Annotated in this window: 14 protein-coding genes; 7 read left to right on the forward strand and 7 right to left on the reverse strand. The window is 68.4% G+C overall.

The annotated features are described in order from the left end of the window. Positions 1–39: 39 nt before the first annotated feature. Entirely contained in the window at positions 40–990 is a 951-nt protein-coding gene (locus tag M6D93_RS18620; protein WP_249771608.1) for a proteasome assembly chaperone family protein, read from the forward strand. A gap of 70 nt (positions 991–1,060) precedes the next feature. Here M6D93_RS18620 and M6D93_RS18625 read toward each other — a convergent pair whose 3' ends face one another. Continuing rightward, positions 1,061–2,143 carry a GGDEF domain-containing protein gene (locus tag M6D93_RS18625; RefSeq protein WP_249771610.1) on the reverse strand — a complete coding sequence of 361 codons (1,083 nt, stop codon included), beginning with the start codon at positions 2,141–2,143 and terminating at the stop codon, positions 1,061–1,063. A gap of 258 nt (positions 2,144–2,401) precedes the next feature. Here M6D93_RS18625 and M6D93_RS18630 point away from each other — a divergent pair, with 258 nt between their 5' ends. Then, positions 2,402–3,190 carry an alpha/beta hydrolase gene (locus M6D93_RS18630; protein WP_249771612.1) on the forward strand — a complete coding sequence of 263 codons (789 nt, stop codon included), beginning with the start codon at positions 2,402–2,404 and terminating at the stop codon, positions 3,188–3,190. Positions 3,191–3,223: 33 nt separating this feature from the next. On the opposite strand, the gene M6D93_RS18635 is transcribed toward M6D93_RS18630, so the two are convergent. Continuing rightward, the gene (locus M6D93_RS18635; protein WP_249771614.1) at positions 3,224–3,970 is read right to left on the reverse strand and encodes a hemerythrin domain-containing protein; all 747 of its coding nucleotides are present in this window, start codon (positions 3,968–3,970) and stop codon (positions 3,224–3,226) included. Positions 3,971–4,114: 144 nt separating this feature from the next. Here M6D93_RS18635 and M6D93_RS18640 point away from each other — a divergent pair, with 144 nt between their 5' ends. Then, a complete protein-coding gene (locus tag M6D93_RS18640; RefSeq protein ID WP_249771616.1) occupies positions 4,115–4,636 on the forward strand; it encodes a pilus assembly protein TadG-related protein in 522 nt (173 codons plus the stop codon). Between the two features lie 102 nt (positions 4,637–4,738). Here M6D93_RS18640 and M6D93_RS18645 read toward each other — a convergent pair whose 3' ends face one another. Continuing rightward, positions 4,739–5,194 carry a PaaI family thioesterase gene (locus M6D93_RS18645; RefSeq protein WP_249774236.1) on the reverse strand — a complete coding sequence of 152 codons (456 nt, stop codon included), beginning with the start codon at positions 5,192–5,194 and terminating at the stop codon, positions 4,739–4,741. Position 5,195: 1 nt separating this feature from the next. Next, on the reverse strand, positions 5,196–5,768 hold the full coding sequence (locus tag M6D93_RS18650) for a winged helix-turn-helix transcriptional regulator (RefSeq protein ID WP_249771618.1): 573 nt from the start codon (positions 5,766–5,768) through the stop codon (positions 5,196–5,198). Between the two features lie 111 nt (positions 5,769–5,879). Between M6D93_RS18650 and M6D93_RS18655 the strand changes: the two genes are divergently transcribed. The 3 genes from M6D93_RS18655 to M6D93_RS18665 all read left to right on the forward strand — a co-directional run bounded on the left by M6D93_RS18655 (position 5,880) and on the right by M6D93_RS18665 (position 9,460). Then, complete coding sequence (locus M6D93_RS18655; RefSeq protein ID WP_249771620.1) at positions 5,880–7,547, forward strand: FAD-dependent oxidoreductase; 1,668 nt, start codon at positions 5,880–5,882, stop codon at positions 7,545–7,547. Between the two features lie 69 nt (positions 7,548–7,616). Further along, on the forward strand, positions 7,617–9,119 hold the full coding sequence (locus M6D93_RS18660) for an ATP-binding protein (protein ID WP_249771622.1): 1,503 nt from the start codon (positions 7,617–7,619) through the stop codon (positions 9,117–9,119). Further along, positions 9,116–9,460, forward strand: coding sequence for a UBP-type zinc finger domain-containing protein (locus M6D93_RS18665; RefSeq protein WP_249771624.1), 345 nt, complete (start codon positions 9,116–9,118; stop codon positions 9,458–9,460). The genes M6D93_RS18660 and M6D93_RS18665 overlap by 4 nt, the downstream gene beginning before the upstream one ends. 5 nt (positions 9,461–9,465) lie before the next feature. Here M6D93_RS18665 and M6D93_RS18670 read toward each other — a convergent pair whose 3' ends face one another. The 3 genes from M6D93_RS18670 to M6D93_RS18680 form a co-directional block, all read right to left on the reverse strand. Beyond that, positions 9,466–9,792, reverse strand: a complete 327-nt coding sequence (locus M6D93_RS18670) for a DMT family transporter (RefSeq protein WP_249771626.1) — start codon at positions 9,790–9,792, stop codon at positions 9,466–9,468. Between the two features lie 36 nt (positions 9,793–9,828). Further along, positions 9,829–11,451, reverse strand: coding sequence for an AMP-binding protein (locus tag M6D93_RS18675; protein WP_249771628.1), 1,623 nt, complete (start codon positions 11,449–11,451; stop codon positions 9,829–9,831). 153 nt (positions 11,452–11,604) lie between these two features. Then, the gene (locus tag M6D93_RS18680; protein WP_249771630.1) at positions 11,605–11,817 is read right to left on the reverse strand and encodes a BldC family transcriptional regulator; all 213 of its coding nucleotides are present in this window, start codon (positions 11,815–11,817) and stop codon (positions 11,605–11,607) included. A 469-nt stretch (positions 11,818–12,286) separates the two neighbouring features. On the opposite strand from M6D93_RS18680, the gene M6D93_RS18685 reads away from it, so the two are divergent. Next, positions 12,287–12,511 (forward strand): DUF3073 domain-containing protein, encoded by a 225-nt coding sequence (locus M6D93_RS18685; RefSeq protein ID WP_249771632.1) that lies wholly within the window; start codon positions 12,287–12,289, stop codon positions 12,509–12,511. The last annotated feature ends 5 nt before the right edge of the window (positions 12,512–12,516 follow it).

Genomic DNA, 12,516 nt, shown 5'->3' on the forward strand with positions numbered 1-12,516 from the left:
GGTCAGCCCCGACCGGCTCGAAGATTCGAGGAGTTCTCCGTGCTCGACCCGCAGGACCTGTTCCAGATCACCCCGAACCTGCCCCCTCTGGACAACCCGGTACTGGTGCAGGCGCTGGAGGGTTTCAGCGACGCCGGACACGCGGCGCGGCTGGCCCGCGAACACCTGCTGGACAGCCTGGAGTCCGAGGTCGCCGTGACCTTCGACGTCGACCAGCTCTTCGACTATCGCGCTCGCCGGCCCGCGATGATCTTCGCGACCGACCACTGGGAGTCCTACGAGCAGCCGGTCCTGGCCATCCACCTGGTGACCGACGGCCGGGGTACCCGGTTCCTGGTGCTGACCGGACCCGAACCCGACGTCCAGTGGGAGCGGTTCACCCGGGCGGTGCAGTTGATCGTGGCCGAACTCGGCGTCCGCCGCGTGATCGGTCTCAACGCGATCCCGATGGGGGTGCCGCACACCCGTCCGAGCAGCGTGATCGCCCACGGCAGCCCGCGGGAGCTCGTCGCCGATTACAACGCGTGGCTGGGCACCGTGCAGGTTCCGGCCAGCGCCGGTCACCTGCTGGAGTTCCGGGTCGCCCAGTCGGGCATCGAGTCGATGGGATTCGCCGTCAACGTCCCCCACTACGTCGCTCAGCTGGAGTACCCGGACGCGGCGGTCACCTTGATCGAATGCATCGCCCGTGCCGGGGATCTCGACCTTCCGCTGGAAGCCCTGGCGGAGGCGGCGCAGAGCGTCCGAACCGGGATCGACGAGCAGGTGGCCGGCTCGGAAGAGGTCGCTCAGGTCGTGCGGGCCCTGGAGCAGCAGTACGACTCGATCGTGGCCGGGCGCACCGGTGGGTTGATCGCCGACGGAGCGACCCTGCCGACCGCTGACGAGATCGGGGCGGAGTTCGAGCGCTTCCTGGCCCGCCAGGACCCGCCGGACACCGGTGACTGGACGAACCCCACCAACAACCCGACGAACCCGGACGCCCGCTGAGCTCAAACCCTGGGCACGAAGCCCCGAGCGCCGAGCGCCGAGCGCTTAGCGCTGAGCGCTGCGAGTCAGCTCAGGACGCCACGGCGCCGCGTAGCCGCTCGGTGACCTCGGGGCCGGTCAGGGCGTGCAGCATCCCGACGCGGTCGCGTCCGGAGCGCTTGGCCTGGTAGAGCGCGGTGTCGGCCGCGGCGTACAGCGGCCGGAGGTCGGTGGCGTGGGTTGGTGCGTGGGCGACCCCGGCACTGACCGACAGCGTCAGCTGCGTGCCGTCGGAGAGCATGAACGCGTGCGCGCGAACGTCCGAGCAGAGTTGCTCGGCGCGCCGGATCGCGGCGGACTCCGAGCAGCCTGGCAGCAGCAGGGCGATCTCGTCACCGCCCATCCGACTGACGATGTCGGCACTGCGCGCGCTGCGCAACAGGATGTGGGCGAGCTGAATGAGGACCTCATCGCCCGCGAGGTGTCCGTACTGGTCGTTGACGCTCTTGAACTTGTCCACATCGAGCAGGATCAGTGCGGTGCCGTACACGCTGGCGGCCCCGGAAAGAGCGGAACGGGCGGCCTGATCGAGCACGCGCCGAGTGACCAGCCCGGTCAGCGGGTCGATCGCGGCCTGGCGCTGAAGACGTTCTACCAGCGCGGCCCGCCGATCCTCGGCGTAGACGAGCAGGCCCGCCGAAGTCACGATGGCCGCAACGACATAGGTGGCGTCGATGGTGGCCTGGCGAGCCGGGAGCAGGGTGAAGGCGATGACGATGTCACCCGCGATCGAAGCCGCCGTCAGGATCACCGCACCCCAACGCGGTAGTTGCGAGGAACCGTAGAGAGCGGGAAAGAAGAGGAAGACCTGGGCGGAGGTGGACACGTCCTTGGTGAGCAGGTCCAACGAGACGATCGCGACGACCGTGAGCAGCGGGATCACCGCCCAGCCGATGGGGTGGTCGCGTTCGCTTCGGGTCAGTAGCCACGCGGCACCGACGACGACGGCGACTACCGGGACGATCACGGCCAGGGCGATCAGCCGGCCGCCGGCACTCTGCGGGTTGACCAGGGCCAGCACGGAGGTGACCACGGCAGCGACAGCCGACAGCGTCAGGATGGTTCGGGCAGCTTCCGAACGGTCCCGAGGCTGCAGCACGTCGAGTAGGGCCACGTCCCCTTGATCGGCCGTCAATGATCCAACTACAGGGCGTAGTCGAAAAATCTGCGGTTGCCTACGCGCGGTAGGCGCGATCATCGCGGCGGCGCACACCTCACGACCGCCGCTCACGCGGAGTTGCTCGACCCGGTGAGGGGCGCGGGACTAGCGTCTGCCGGGTAGGTAGAACGTTCCGTCTTCCTCGACGCGACAGGTGAACGACCCCGCGAAACCGAAACCGCCGTACCCCGACGCCAGAAAGAGAGCGTTCCCATGACGACTCCGGTCATCTTCGTCCATGGCTTGTGGCTGCACTCCAGCAGTTGGCAGGCGTGGGCTGATCTGTACAGCGAGGCCGGCTACCAGACCGCCACGCCGGAGTGGCCTGGCGTCGCGGACACGCTGGAGGAGACGCGTGCCCACCCCGAACGCCAGGCCGGCAAGGGCTTGGCGGAAATCATCAAGCATCACGCCGACTATCTGAAGACCTTCGACTCCAAGCCGATTCTGATCGGCCACTCCTTCGGCGGCCTGATCGTGCAGAGCCTGCTCGGCCAGGGCCTGGCGGCCGCGGCCATCGCGGTGGATCCGGCCCAGATCCGCGGCGTCCTGCCGCTGCCGATCCCGCAGCTTCGCTCGGCGCTGCCGGTTCTGGGCAACCCCCTCAACTTCGGTAAGACCTTCCGCCCCAACCTCGACCAGTTCGCCTACGGTTTCGGCAACGCGCTGCCGCGAGCGGAGTCCGACGACCTGCACGAGCAGTGGACCATTCCCTCACCCTGCCGCCCGCTGTTCGAGGCCGCGCTGGCGAACTTCAACCCGAAGTCACCGGCGAAGGTGAACGTGAAGAACTCCGCGCGCGGACCGCTGTTGATCATCTCCGGCACCCAGGATCACACCGTGCCCGACGCGGTGAGCAAGGCCGCGTACAAGCTGTACCGGCACTCCAGCGCGGTCACCGAGTTCAAGCAGTTCGATCGCGGACACTCCCTGACCGTCGACCACGGTTGGCGCGAGATCGCACAAGCCGGCCTGGACTGGTTGAAGTCCCAGGGCCATTAGCGACGGCGACGCCGTCGAAGTGGGACGGTCGGGTCAGGACGCGGCGGGAAAGAGCGCGTCGAACCAGTCGGGGTCGTCCAGCAGGGGGCCGCACACCGAGTCCAGCACCCGCCGATAGCGCCTGGCACCCCGCAACCGGAAGGCCGCCCGTCCGATGAGGGAGGCGTGGACCAAGACCCGCCGCCGCTCGGCCGGGTCCGTCTCGGCCAGCAGGTGCCCGAGCAACAGGAACCGCCGACTTCGCGGGACCGAGCGCAACCGTGCCCGGCCGAACGCGTCCCACGCCCGTTGGTCCAGGTGCTGTTGTACGAGCGGCAGCAGGTGCTCCCGCTCGTCGCGGAACAGTTCGTCCACCGCCCGGCTGACCGGTCCCAGCACCGTGAGCAGGACCGTGCGGAACTCCAGCGTGGCGGCGCTGCGCCACTCGAGCAGCAACGTCGTGAGCTCGCCCGAGGCGCGGCCGAGGAATTCCTGCCGGCGGTCCAGTTCGGCGTGCAGCGCCTCGACGGCCAGTTCCACCGGTGCACAACGATCGATCGCCGGCCAGACCTCGAGCGCCGTGGCGGCTCGGTGGCGGTCGAGCATCTCGATCAGGGCCAGCGCGTGCTCGGCGACAACCCGGGCCCGGGCCACGTCGAAGGGGGCCGCCGTCGCGACGAGCTCGGGCAGCAGCGCGAACTCCCGCTGCAGGGCGCGATGGGCAAGTTCGAGGTCACCGGTGTCGCAGCCGGGCCGGTCCGGCCCCACCGTGGGCGTGTGCGCTTGCTCGAGCTGAGTCATACCTGTTCGCTCCCCCACGCGGTGCGGCCTCGTCGGTGAGCAGGAGGCCACCCGCGCCGGGTTGATACCCAGGCAGCCACGACGTTGTCCACAGATGCGCGAAACGACTGCCTCGCTTCGGTCCGGCCGAATACCGTCGCGCTCGTGCGATGGGTTCGGGGGCGGTCGGTTCGGGGGCGGTCGGTTCGGGGGCGGTCGGTTCAGCGGCGGTCGGTTCGGGGGCTCTGGGTTCGCGCAGGCGACGGCCCCGATCGCGACGAAGGGTCGACGATCCCGCTGATTCTCGGGTTCTACGTCATCGCCCTGCTGCTCGTCAGCGCCGGTGTGCTCGCCAGCCACGTGGTCGGCAACCAACGCGAGTTGCAGGCGATCTGCGACGGGACGGCCCTGGCCGCCGCCAACAGCGTCGCCCGACCCACACTGCACGAAACCGGCGTCCCCCGCGATGCCCTGACCCTCGGCCCCGTCGAGCAGGCCGCGGCGACGTACCTGGACGAGGACCCGGTTCGGTCCGGCGTCCAGGCGGCCGCCGAACTGTCCACCGATGGAACCCGGGTCACCATCACCTGCCGCCGGCGCAGCAAGGTGCCGTTCGGGTCGGTGTTCGGTTTCGGGGACGGCGTGCTGCAAACCGCGACCGCGCAGGCGCGCAGCCCCCTAGGGTGAGCACCTGAGCCAGAGGCCAGAGGGCTAGAGGGCCAGAGGGCCGGAGGGCCGGAGGGCCGGAGGGCTAGAGGGTCGGGGTTGCTCGCTGCGACGGTGGGGTCGTCAGGTCGCGACGCTGGTCGGTGGCGCTTCGGCGGGCGCGGGGAGGGCGACGTTCTGCAGCCGCACCTGGCCGCGGGCGAGCACCGCGCCGTCGTCCGAGCTGATCACCACCAACCACAGCTGCTGGACGCGTCCCTGCTGTAGCGGCTCGGCGACGACCCGGGCGCGGCCGTGGGTCGCTGCCTTGATGAAGTCGGTCGCGTTGTGGACTCCGACCGCGAACTGGCCCCGGTCGGCGACGGCCAGACTGGCCCCGAGGCTCGCGGCGCTCTCGACCGCGCTCGTGTACACGCCGCCGTGCACGACGCCCCAGGGGGTGTGGTGTTGTGGCCCGAGGTCGAGGTGACCGGTCAGGCGCGTGGGCGAGGCCGAGTCCAGCACGAGCCCGGCCGCAGCGACGAATTGCGACGCGCGTTCCAGGCTGAACGGGGACAGGTCGGCAGCGGTCTCGGCCATGTCAGTCACGGGCGCCTTCGCCGGTCGGGCCGGCCAGATCCCACCCGGGCGTGGTGACCTCGCGCTCGACGTCGCGGCCGACCGGCTCGCCGCAGGTCGCGCAGTACCAGGCGGTGGTGATCTCGTGACCGTGATGGTGCAACGTCAGCGTCGGGGCGTCGACCACGTACTCATCGCCCCACTGGCGCAGCGCCTGCAGGACCGCGCCGAGAGCCCGGCCGGCGCCCGTCAGGTGATACGACGAACGGGGTGGGCTGTCCTGGTACTGGCGCTTCTCCAGGACTCCGGCCTCGACGAGAACCTTCAAACGGGCCGCCAGCCGGTCCCGGGGTGCGCCGGTGTTGCGGACGATCTCGGAGAACCGGTGGTTGCCGAACAGCACCTCGCGGACCGCGAGCAGCGACCAGCGGTCCCCCACGACCAGCAACGCCGCTGCCACCGAGCACGGCCTGCCCTTGATCTCGTCCAGATCGACGTGGCCGTGGTGCGGTGCGGCGGCCTGCGGGCCGGGCGAGGAGGTCTGCGGGCCGGCCGAGGGGGCCGGAGCGGCGACATCGATGGGAGCGGCACTCATCAGTCAAGGTTTGCACATCAAACCAACTAGCGCTAGTTCGTCGCTCCGACGATCTCGCTGGCAGCGAAACGGTCGCGGTGCACGTAACCCCACGGCCATAGGATGGCTCGCATGCAACCGAGCGAGACCTCGCGTCCGGCCATCCTCACGGTCGACGACGACCCGAGCGTCTCTCGGGCGGTCGCTCGCGATCTGCGCCGCCACTACGGCGAGACTCATCGCATCGTCCGGGCCGAGTCGGGTCCCCAGGCGCTGGACGCGCTGAAAGAGATGAAGCTGCGCGGTGACCAGGCCGCGGTGCTGCTGGCCGACTACCGGATGCCCGGCATGAGCGGCATCGAATTCCTGGAACAGGCGATGGATATCTTCCCCGCCGCCCGGCGCGTGCTGCTGACCGCCTACGCCGACACCGACGCCGCGATCGAGGCGATCAACGTCGTCGACCTGGACCACTACCTGCTCAAGCCCTGGGACCCGCCCGAGGAGAAGCTCTACCCGGTCCTCGACGCCCTGCTCGAAGCATGGGCGGCCGTCGAACACAAGACCATCCCGGAGACCAAGGTGATCGGACACCGCTGGTCGGCCCGCTCGTCGCAGGTCCGCGAGTTCCTGGCCCGCAACCAGGTGCCCTATCGCTGGTTCCCGATCGACGAACCCGAGGGCCAGCGGCTGCTCGCCGCGGCCGGCGGCGAGGAACACCGCTTGCCGGTGGTGATCACCGTGGACGGCGACGTGCTGATCGAGCCGTCCGACACCGAGGTGGCCAACCGGGTCGGCATCGTCACCACGGCGTCCGAGCACTTCTACGACCTCATCGTCATCGGCGGTGGCCCGGCGGGCCTCGGGGCGGCGGTGTACGGAGCGTCCGAGGGGCTGCGGACGGTGCTGATCGAGCGGACCGCCACGGGTGGGCAGGCCGGTCAGAGCAGCCGGATCGAGAACTACCTGGGCTTCCCCGACGGTGTCTCCGGCGCTCAGCTGACCGAGCGAGCGCGCCGGCAGGCCCACAAGTTCGGAGCTGAAGTCATCACCACCCGCGACGTCGTCGGCCTGGAGGTCAAAGGCGCCGCCCGCAAGGTGCGCTTCGCCGACGGTGACTCCCTCGCCGCCCACACCGTCATCCTCGCCACCGGGGTGTCCTACCGTCAGCTGTCCGCCCCGGGCCTGGACGAGCTCACCGGCCGCGGCGTCTACTACGGCAGCGCCCTGACCGAGGCGGCCAACTGCAGCTCGCAGGACGTCTACATCGTCGGCGGCGCCAACAGCGCGGGCCAGGCCGCGGTGTACCTGTCGCGAGCCTGCAAATCGGTCAACATCCTGGTTCGCGGGGACTCCCTCGAAGCCTCGATGTCGTACTACCTCGTCCAGCAGATCGCCGGCATCGACAACATCCACGTGCACACCTGCACGGAGATCGCGCAGGCCCACGGCGAGGAACACCTGGAAGCCATCACCCTCAAGCACCAGGACGGCAGCACCCGCCGGGTCGATACCCAATGGGTTTTCGCCTTCATCGGTGCCGCGCCACGCACCGACTGGCTCGACGGGCCGGCCAAGGACGCGAGGGGATTCGTGCTCGCGGGGCCTGATCTGCCGCCGGTGGAAGAACTGGGGGACGAATGGACGTTGGACAGAGCGCCGTACCACCTCGAGACGAGCGTTCCCGGAGTCTTCGTGGCCGGTGACGCGCGGGCCGAGTCGGCCAAGCGGGTCGCCAGCGCCGTCGGCGAGGGAGCGATGGCCGTGATGCTGGTACACCGGTACCTGGAAAAGTTGTAGCGCCGCCGACGGGCGACGTTTCGGAGCAGAGATCAGGCGAGACCGATGAGGACAGACGGGTTGGCACCGATGGATCAACCGAAACTTCCGTGCGACCCGGCGGAGCTCGGCAGCACCTTCCTGTTCGAGAAGCTCACCCCGCAACAGCTCAACTGGCTGTGCGAAGAGGGCTCGGTCGTCGACATCGAGGCCGGTCCGGTCTACCGGCAGGGCGAGCCGGCCACCTGCTTCTACGTGCTGCTCGACGGCGAGATCGCGCTGTCGCGCAAGGTCGGCAATGACGACGTCGAGGTCACCCGCACGTCCCAGCGCGGCGTGTACGCCGGCGCCTGGCGGGCTTTCCTGGGCGACCAGGTCGACCAGAACTACGACAGCTCGCTGCGGGCGGTGACCGATTCCCGGTTCTACGTCCTGGACGCCGCACTGTTCACCCAGCTCATCCGCGACTGGTTCCCGATGGCGCTGCACCTGCTGGAAGGGCTCTTCTTCGGCATCCAGAACACCCAGCAGGTCATCGGGCAACGGGAGCGGCTGCTGGCCCTGGGCTCGTTGTCGGCCGGGCTGACCCACGAGCTCAACAACCCGGCCGCCGCCGCCGTCCGAGCGACGTCCTCGCTGCGCCAGCGGGTCGCCGGTATGCGCAGCAAGCTGAAGATGATCGCCTCTGGCCCCTACGACCGGGTCGAGCTGGAGGCGTTGATCGCCCTGCAGGAGGACGCGGTCGAGCACGTGGCCAAGGCCGCGGAACTGTCGCCGATGGAGGCCGCCGACCGCGAGGACGAGATCGCCGACTGGCTGGAGGGCCGCGGTATCAGCGGCGGCTGGGACATCGCGCCGACCTTCGTCTCCTCCGGTTTGGACGTCGAGTGGCTCGAGGGTGTGGCCGAACACGTCAACCCGGCCATCTTCGAGGGTGCGATGCGCTGGCTGAACTACACCCTCGAGACCGAGCTGCTGATGAACGAGATCGAGGATTCGACCACCCGCATCTCCAGCCTGGTCGGCGCGGCCAAGCAGTACTCCCAGATGGACCGCGCGCCGTTCCGGGTGGTCGATGTCCACGAACTGCTCAAGAGCACCCTGGTCATGCTGAACAGCAAGATCGGCGACAAGATCACGGTGGTCAAGGACTTCGACCGGAGCCTGCCGCCGATCCCGGCCTACGCCGCGGAGCTGAACCAGGTCTGGACCAACCTGATCGACAACGCCGTCGCCGCCATGCCGGACGGCGGAACGCTGACGGTCTCCACCCACCGCGACGGCGACTCGCTGGTGGTGACCATCGGCGACACCGGCACCGGCATCCCGACCGACATCAAGAACCGCATCTTCGAACCTTTCTTCACCACCAAGCCGATCGGCCAGGGCACCGGCCTCGGGCTCGACATCTCGTGGCGGATCGTGGTCAAGAAGCACCACGGCGACCTGCGGGTCAGCTCCGAACCCGGCGACACCCGCTTCGAGGTCCGGTTGCCCTTCTCCTCCGCCGAACTGCCCGATCCCGTCCCCGACGAGGACGCCGCCGAGCCGGCCCGCTCGCAACAGTCCGCAACAGCGAGGACCGCTTCATGACCGTGCCCGGAGTAGATCCGTCGGTTGCCCCGTCCGGGGCGGGCTGCGTCGAGTGCACCGCCACCGGCGGGTGGTGGCTGCACCTGCGCCGATGTGCCCAGTGCGGCCACATCGGCTGCTGCGACACCTCGCCCATGCAGCACGCGTCCAAGCACGCCGCCGAGACCGGCCATCCGATCATCCGGTCCTTCGAACCCGGCGAGTCCTGGTTCTGGAGCTTCGAGACCGACGGTTACTACGACGGGCCCGAGCTCGCCCCGCCGGACTGCCATCCAGTTGATCAGACCGTGCCCGGACCGGCCGAGCGAGTGCCCGCCGACTGGCGAGCGCAGCTCAACTGACCGGTTCAGTGACCGGCGCCGCTGGCGTTGATCGCGACGACGCCCAGGATCACGGCTGCGATGCCGGCGACCTTGAGCGCGGTGACCTTCTCGTCGAAGACCAGGACTCCGATCACCGCGATCGCCGCGGTTCCGACGGCGGACCAGATGGCGTAGGCCGATGACAGTGGGACGTGCCGTTTGAGGGCCAGCGACAGGAAGTAGAAGGACAGGCCGTAGCCGACGGCCACGATCACCGAGGGGCCGAGCACCCGAAAGCCGTTGGTGTACTTCAGCGAGACGGTACCGACGATCTCCAGGCCGATGGCCAGCGCCAAGAACACCCAACCCATGGCGTCATTATTACCTAACGTTTCGAAATCGAAAGACTAGAGGCCGAGCCGCTGGACCGCCGCGTCGCGAATCCGGTACTTCTGCACCTTGCCGGTCACCGTCATCGGGTATTCGTCCACGAACTGCACGTACCTCGGCACCTTGAAGTGGGCGAGCCGGCCGCGGCAGAAGTCCCGGACGTCCTGCTCGGACAGTTGCGATCCGGCGCGCACCCGAATCGCGGCCAGCAGTTCTTCGCCGTAGCGCTCGTCCGGGACGCCGACGACCTGGACGTCCTCGATGTCGGCGTGCTGGTAGAGGAACTCCTCGACCTCCCGCGGATAGACGTTCTCCCCGCCTCGAATGACCATGTCCTTGGACCGGCCGACGATCGACAGGTAACCCTCGGCGTCCATCACGGCCAGATCTCCGGTGTGCATCCAGCCGTTCACCAGTACCTCCGCGGTCTTGTCGGGCTGTTGCCAGTAGCCCCGCATCACCGAGTACGCCCGGGTGCACAGCTCTCCGGTGGTCCCGCGTGGGACGATCCGGCCGGTCGCCGGATCGATCACCTTGACCTGAACGTGCGGGTGGACCCGGCCCACGGTGCCGGTCTGCTGCTCCAGGGTGTCGCCGATCCGGGTCTGGGTGGACACCGGGCTCGTCTCGGTCATGCCGTAACAGATCGTCACCTCGGTCATGCCCATGTCGGCCACGACTCGTTTCATGACCTCCGTCGGGCACGGCGAGCCCGCCATGATCCCGGTCCGCAGCGAGCTCAGGTCGTAGTCGGCGAAGTCCGGCAACGACAGTTCGGCGATGAACATGGTCGGCACGCCGTAGAGGGACGTGCACCGCTCCTGCTGCACCGCCCGCAGCGTGTCGGCCGGGTCGAAGCCGGGGGCCGGGATGACCAGGCAGGCCCCGTGTGTGGTCGAGGCCAGGTTGCCCATGACCATGCCGAAGCAGTGATAGAACGGCACCGGCACGCAGACGACGTCCCGTTCGGTGTAGTGACACAGCTCGCCCACGAAGTAGCCGTTGTTCAGGATGTTGTGATGGGTCAGCGTCGCGCCCTTGGGGAACCCGGTGGTGCCCGAGGTGTACTGGATGTTGATGGGGTCGTCGGGGTCGAGACCGGCAGCGATTCCGCGAACGATCTCGATCGGTACTGCCTGCCCGGCCGCGACCACCTCGTCCCAACTGGACTCACCCAGATAGACGACGTGCTTGAGGTCAGGACAGTCGCCGGCGACCTCATCGACCATGGCACGGTAGTCCGAGCCCTTGTGCGTGACCGCGCTGAAGAGCACAGCCACGCCTGACTGGGCGAGGACGTAGCCGAGCTCGTGGCTGCGGTACGCGGGATTGATGGTGACGAGGATGACGCCGACGCGCGCCGTGGCGTACTGGACCAGCATCCAGTCGATGCCGTTGGGTGCCCAGATCCCGGCTCGGTCGCCGGCCTGCAGGCCCAGCGCGACCAGCCCGCGTGAGAGCCCGTCCACCGCGGCGTCGAACTCGGCATAGCGAAGCCGCCTGCCCGAGGCACACTCGACGACGGCCGTGCGATCGGCGAACCGGGCGGCCGTGCGGGCGAGGTTCTCACCGATGGTGTCGCCGAGTAGCGGTGTCGTCGAGGTTCCACTGGCGTAGGAGGGGAGGTTCGCGGCGGTCATGAAGGGCAGTCAACCGCCAATCCGGGCGCGCGGCCAGACCGGGGCATGACGAAGGCCGCACCCTCGCCATTGAGGATGCGGCCTTCGCAAGCCTGCTTGCGCAGCCCTGTCAGCTGGTTCGACGCCCCGGATCCCTGTACCGGGGGGACGGACTCAGACCTCTACAGGGGTGTTCGTGTTTCCTTCGAGGAGCGAGCGAACCTCAGACTCGCGGTACCGGCGGTGACCGCCGAGCGTGCGAATCGAAGTCAGCTTGCCGGCCTTGGCCCACCGGGTGACCGTCTTGGGGTCAACTCGGAACAGCGTGGCCACCTCGGACGGAGTCAACAGAGGCTCCGACTCGGTGCGTTGACGAGGGTTGGTCATGATCCTCGCCCCCTTCCTGGTATTCACAAAACGCGCATCCCGTTGCGTCGTCCTAGGAAGTATGCACCAAATTCCCGGCCAGAATCTTGTCTAGGCACTGTGAAGTGGGGCGCAAATGGTATCGCTTTGGTAACGATGGGCGGTTTTAGGTATAACTCGACACCGCTGGTGACGGCCCGTGTTCGTTGTGTGCTCAATTGGTTAGCCGCGCTCACGGAGAGCGTGCTCATGGCGGTATCACTCGGATTTCGGTAACCACGCGGCGCTAGATGAGCCGGAGCCAAGAGTGGACTCTGTCGCTTACGTGACTCAACGTCCTATCGGTGTGCGCTCCAGGCCCGGCCCGATGTACTCTCGGGGCACGAATTGATAACCAGATTCCCGGCGTGGACCGCGGATGACCGTCAGTCGACCCACTGCCGGTGTTCGCCTCCGCCCCGGATGACCGTGTGAGCGAGGGGGTCGAGCCATGGGGCGCGGCCGTGCGAAGGCAAAGCAGACCAAAGTGGCCCGGGAACTGAAGTACCACACCCAGGACACCGACTTCTCCGCACTTCAGCGTGAGCTCGGGCAACCACCGCCCACGGGCTACCGCCGCGAAGAGTCGGACCACGACCCGTACAGCGACCCCTATCGGGAGTCAGACGCCGACACCGGCTTCGACGACGACACCTGGGCCCGCCGCTCCGGCTGAACCCG

It is taken from the genome of Jatrophihabitans telluris, from assembly GCF_023516435.1.
Classification (GTDB): Bacteria; Actinomycetota; Actinomycetes; order Mycobacteriales; family Jatrophihabitantaceae; genus Jatrophihabitans_A; species Jatrophihabitans_A telluris.

Coding starts and splice junctions, on each gene's coding strand:
- M6D93_RS18630 (WP_249771612.1), top strand. CDS start 2,402: ATGACGACTCCGGTCATCTTCGTCCATGGCTTGTGGCTGCACTCCAGC.
- M6D93_RS18635 (WP_249771614.1), bottom strand. CDS start 3,970: ATGACTCAGCTCGAGCAAGCGCACACGCCCACGGTGGGGCCGGACCGG.
- M6D93_RS18645 (WP_249774236.1), bottom strand. CDS start 5,194: ATGGCCGAGACCGCTGCCGACCTGTCCCCGTTCAGCCTGGAACGCGCG.
- M6D93_RS18650 (WP_249771618.1), bottom strand. CDS start 5,768: ATGAGTGCCGCTCCCATCGATGTCGCCGCTCCGGCCCCCTCGGCCGGC.
- M6D93_RS18655 (WP_249771620.1), top strand. CDS start 5,880: ATGCAACCGAGCGAGACCTCGCGTCCGGCCATCCTCACGGTCGACGAC.
- M6D93_RS18660 (WP_249771622.1), top strand. CDS start 7,617: ATGGATCAACCGAAACTTCCGTGCGACCCGGCGGAGCTCGGCAGCACC.
- M6D93_RS18665 (WP_249771624.1), top strand. CDS start 9,116: ATGACCGTGCCCGGAGTAGATCCGTCGGTTGCCCCGTCCGGGGCGGGC.
- M6D93_RS18670 (WP_249771626.1), bottom strand. CDS start 9,792: ATGGGTTGGGTGTTCTTGGCGCTGGCCATCGGCCTGGAGATCGTCGGT.
- M6D93_RS18675 (WP_249771628.1), bottom strand. CDS start 11,451: ATGACCGCCGCGAACCTCCCCTCCTACGCCAGTGGAACCTCGACGACA.
- M6D93_RS18680 (WP_249771630.1), bottom strand. CDS start 11,817: ATGACCAACCCTCGTCAACGCACCGAGTCGGAGCCTCTGTTGACTCCG.
- M6D93_RS18685 (WP_249771632.1), top strand. CDS start 12,287: ATGGGGCGCGGCCGTGCGAAGGCAAAGCAGACCAAAGTGGCCCGGGAA.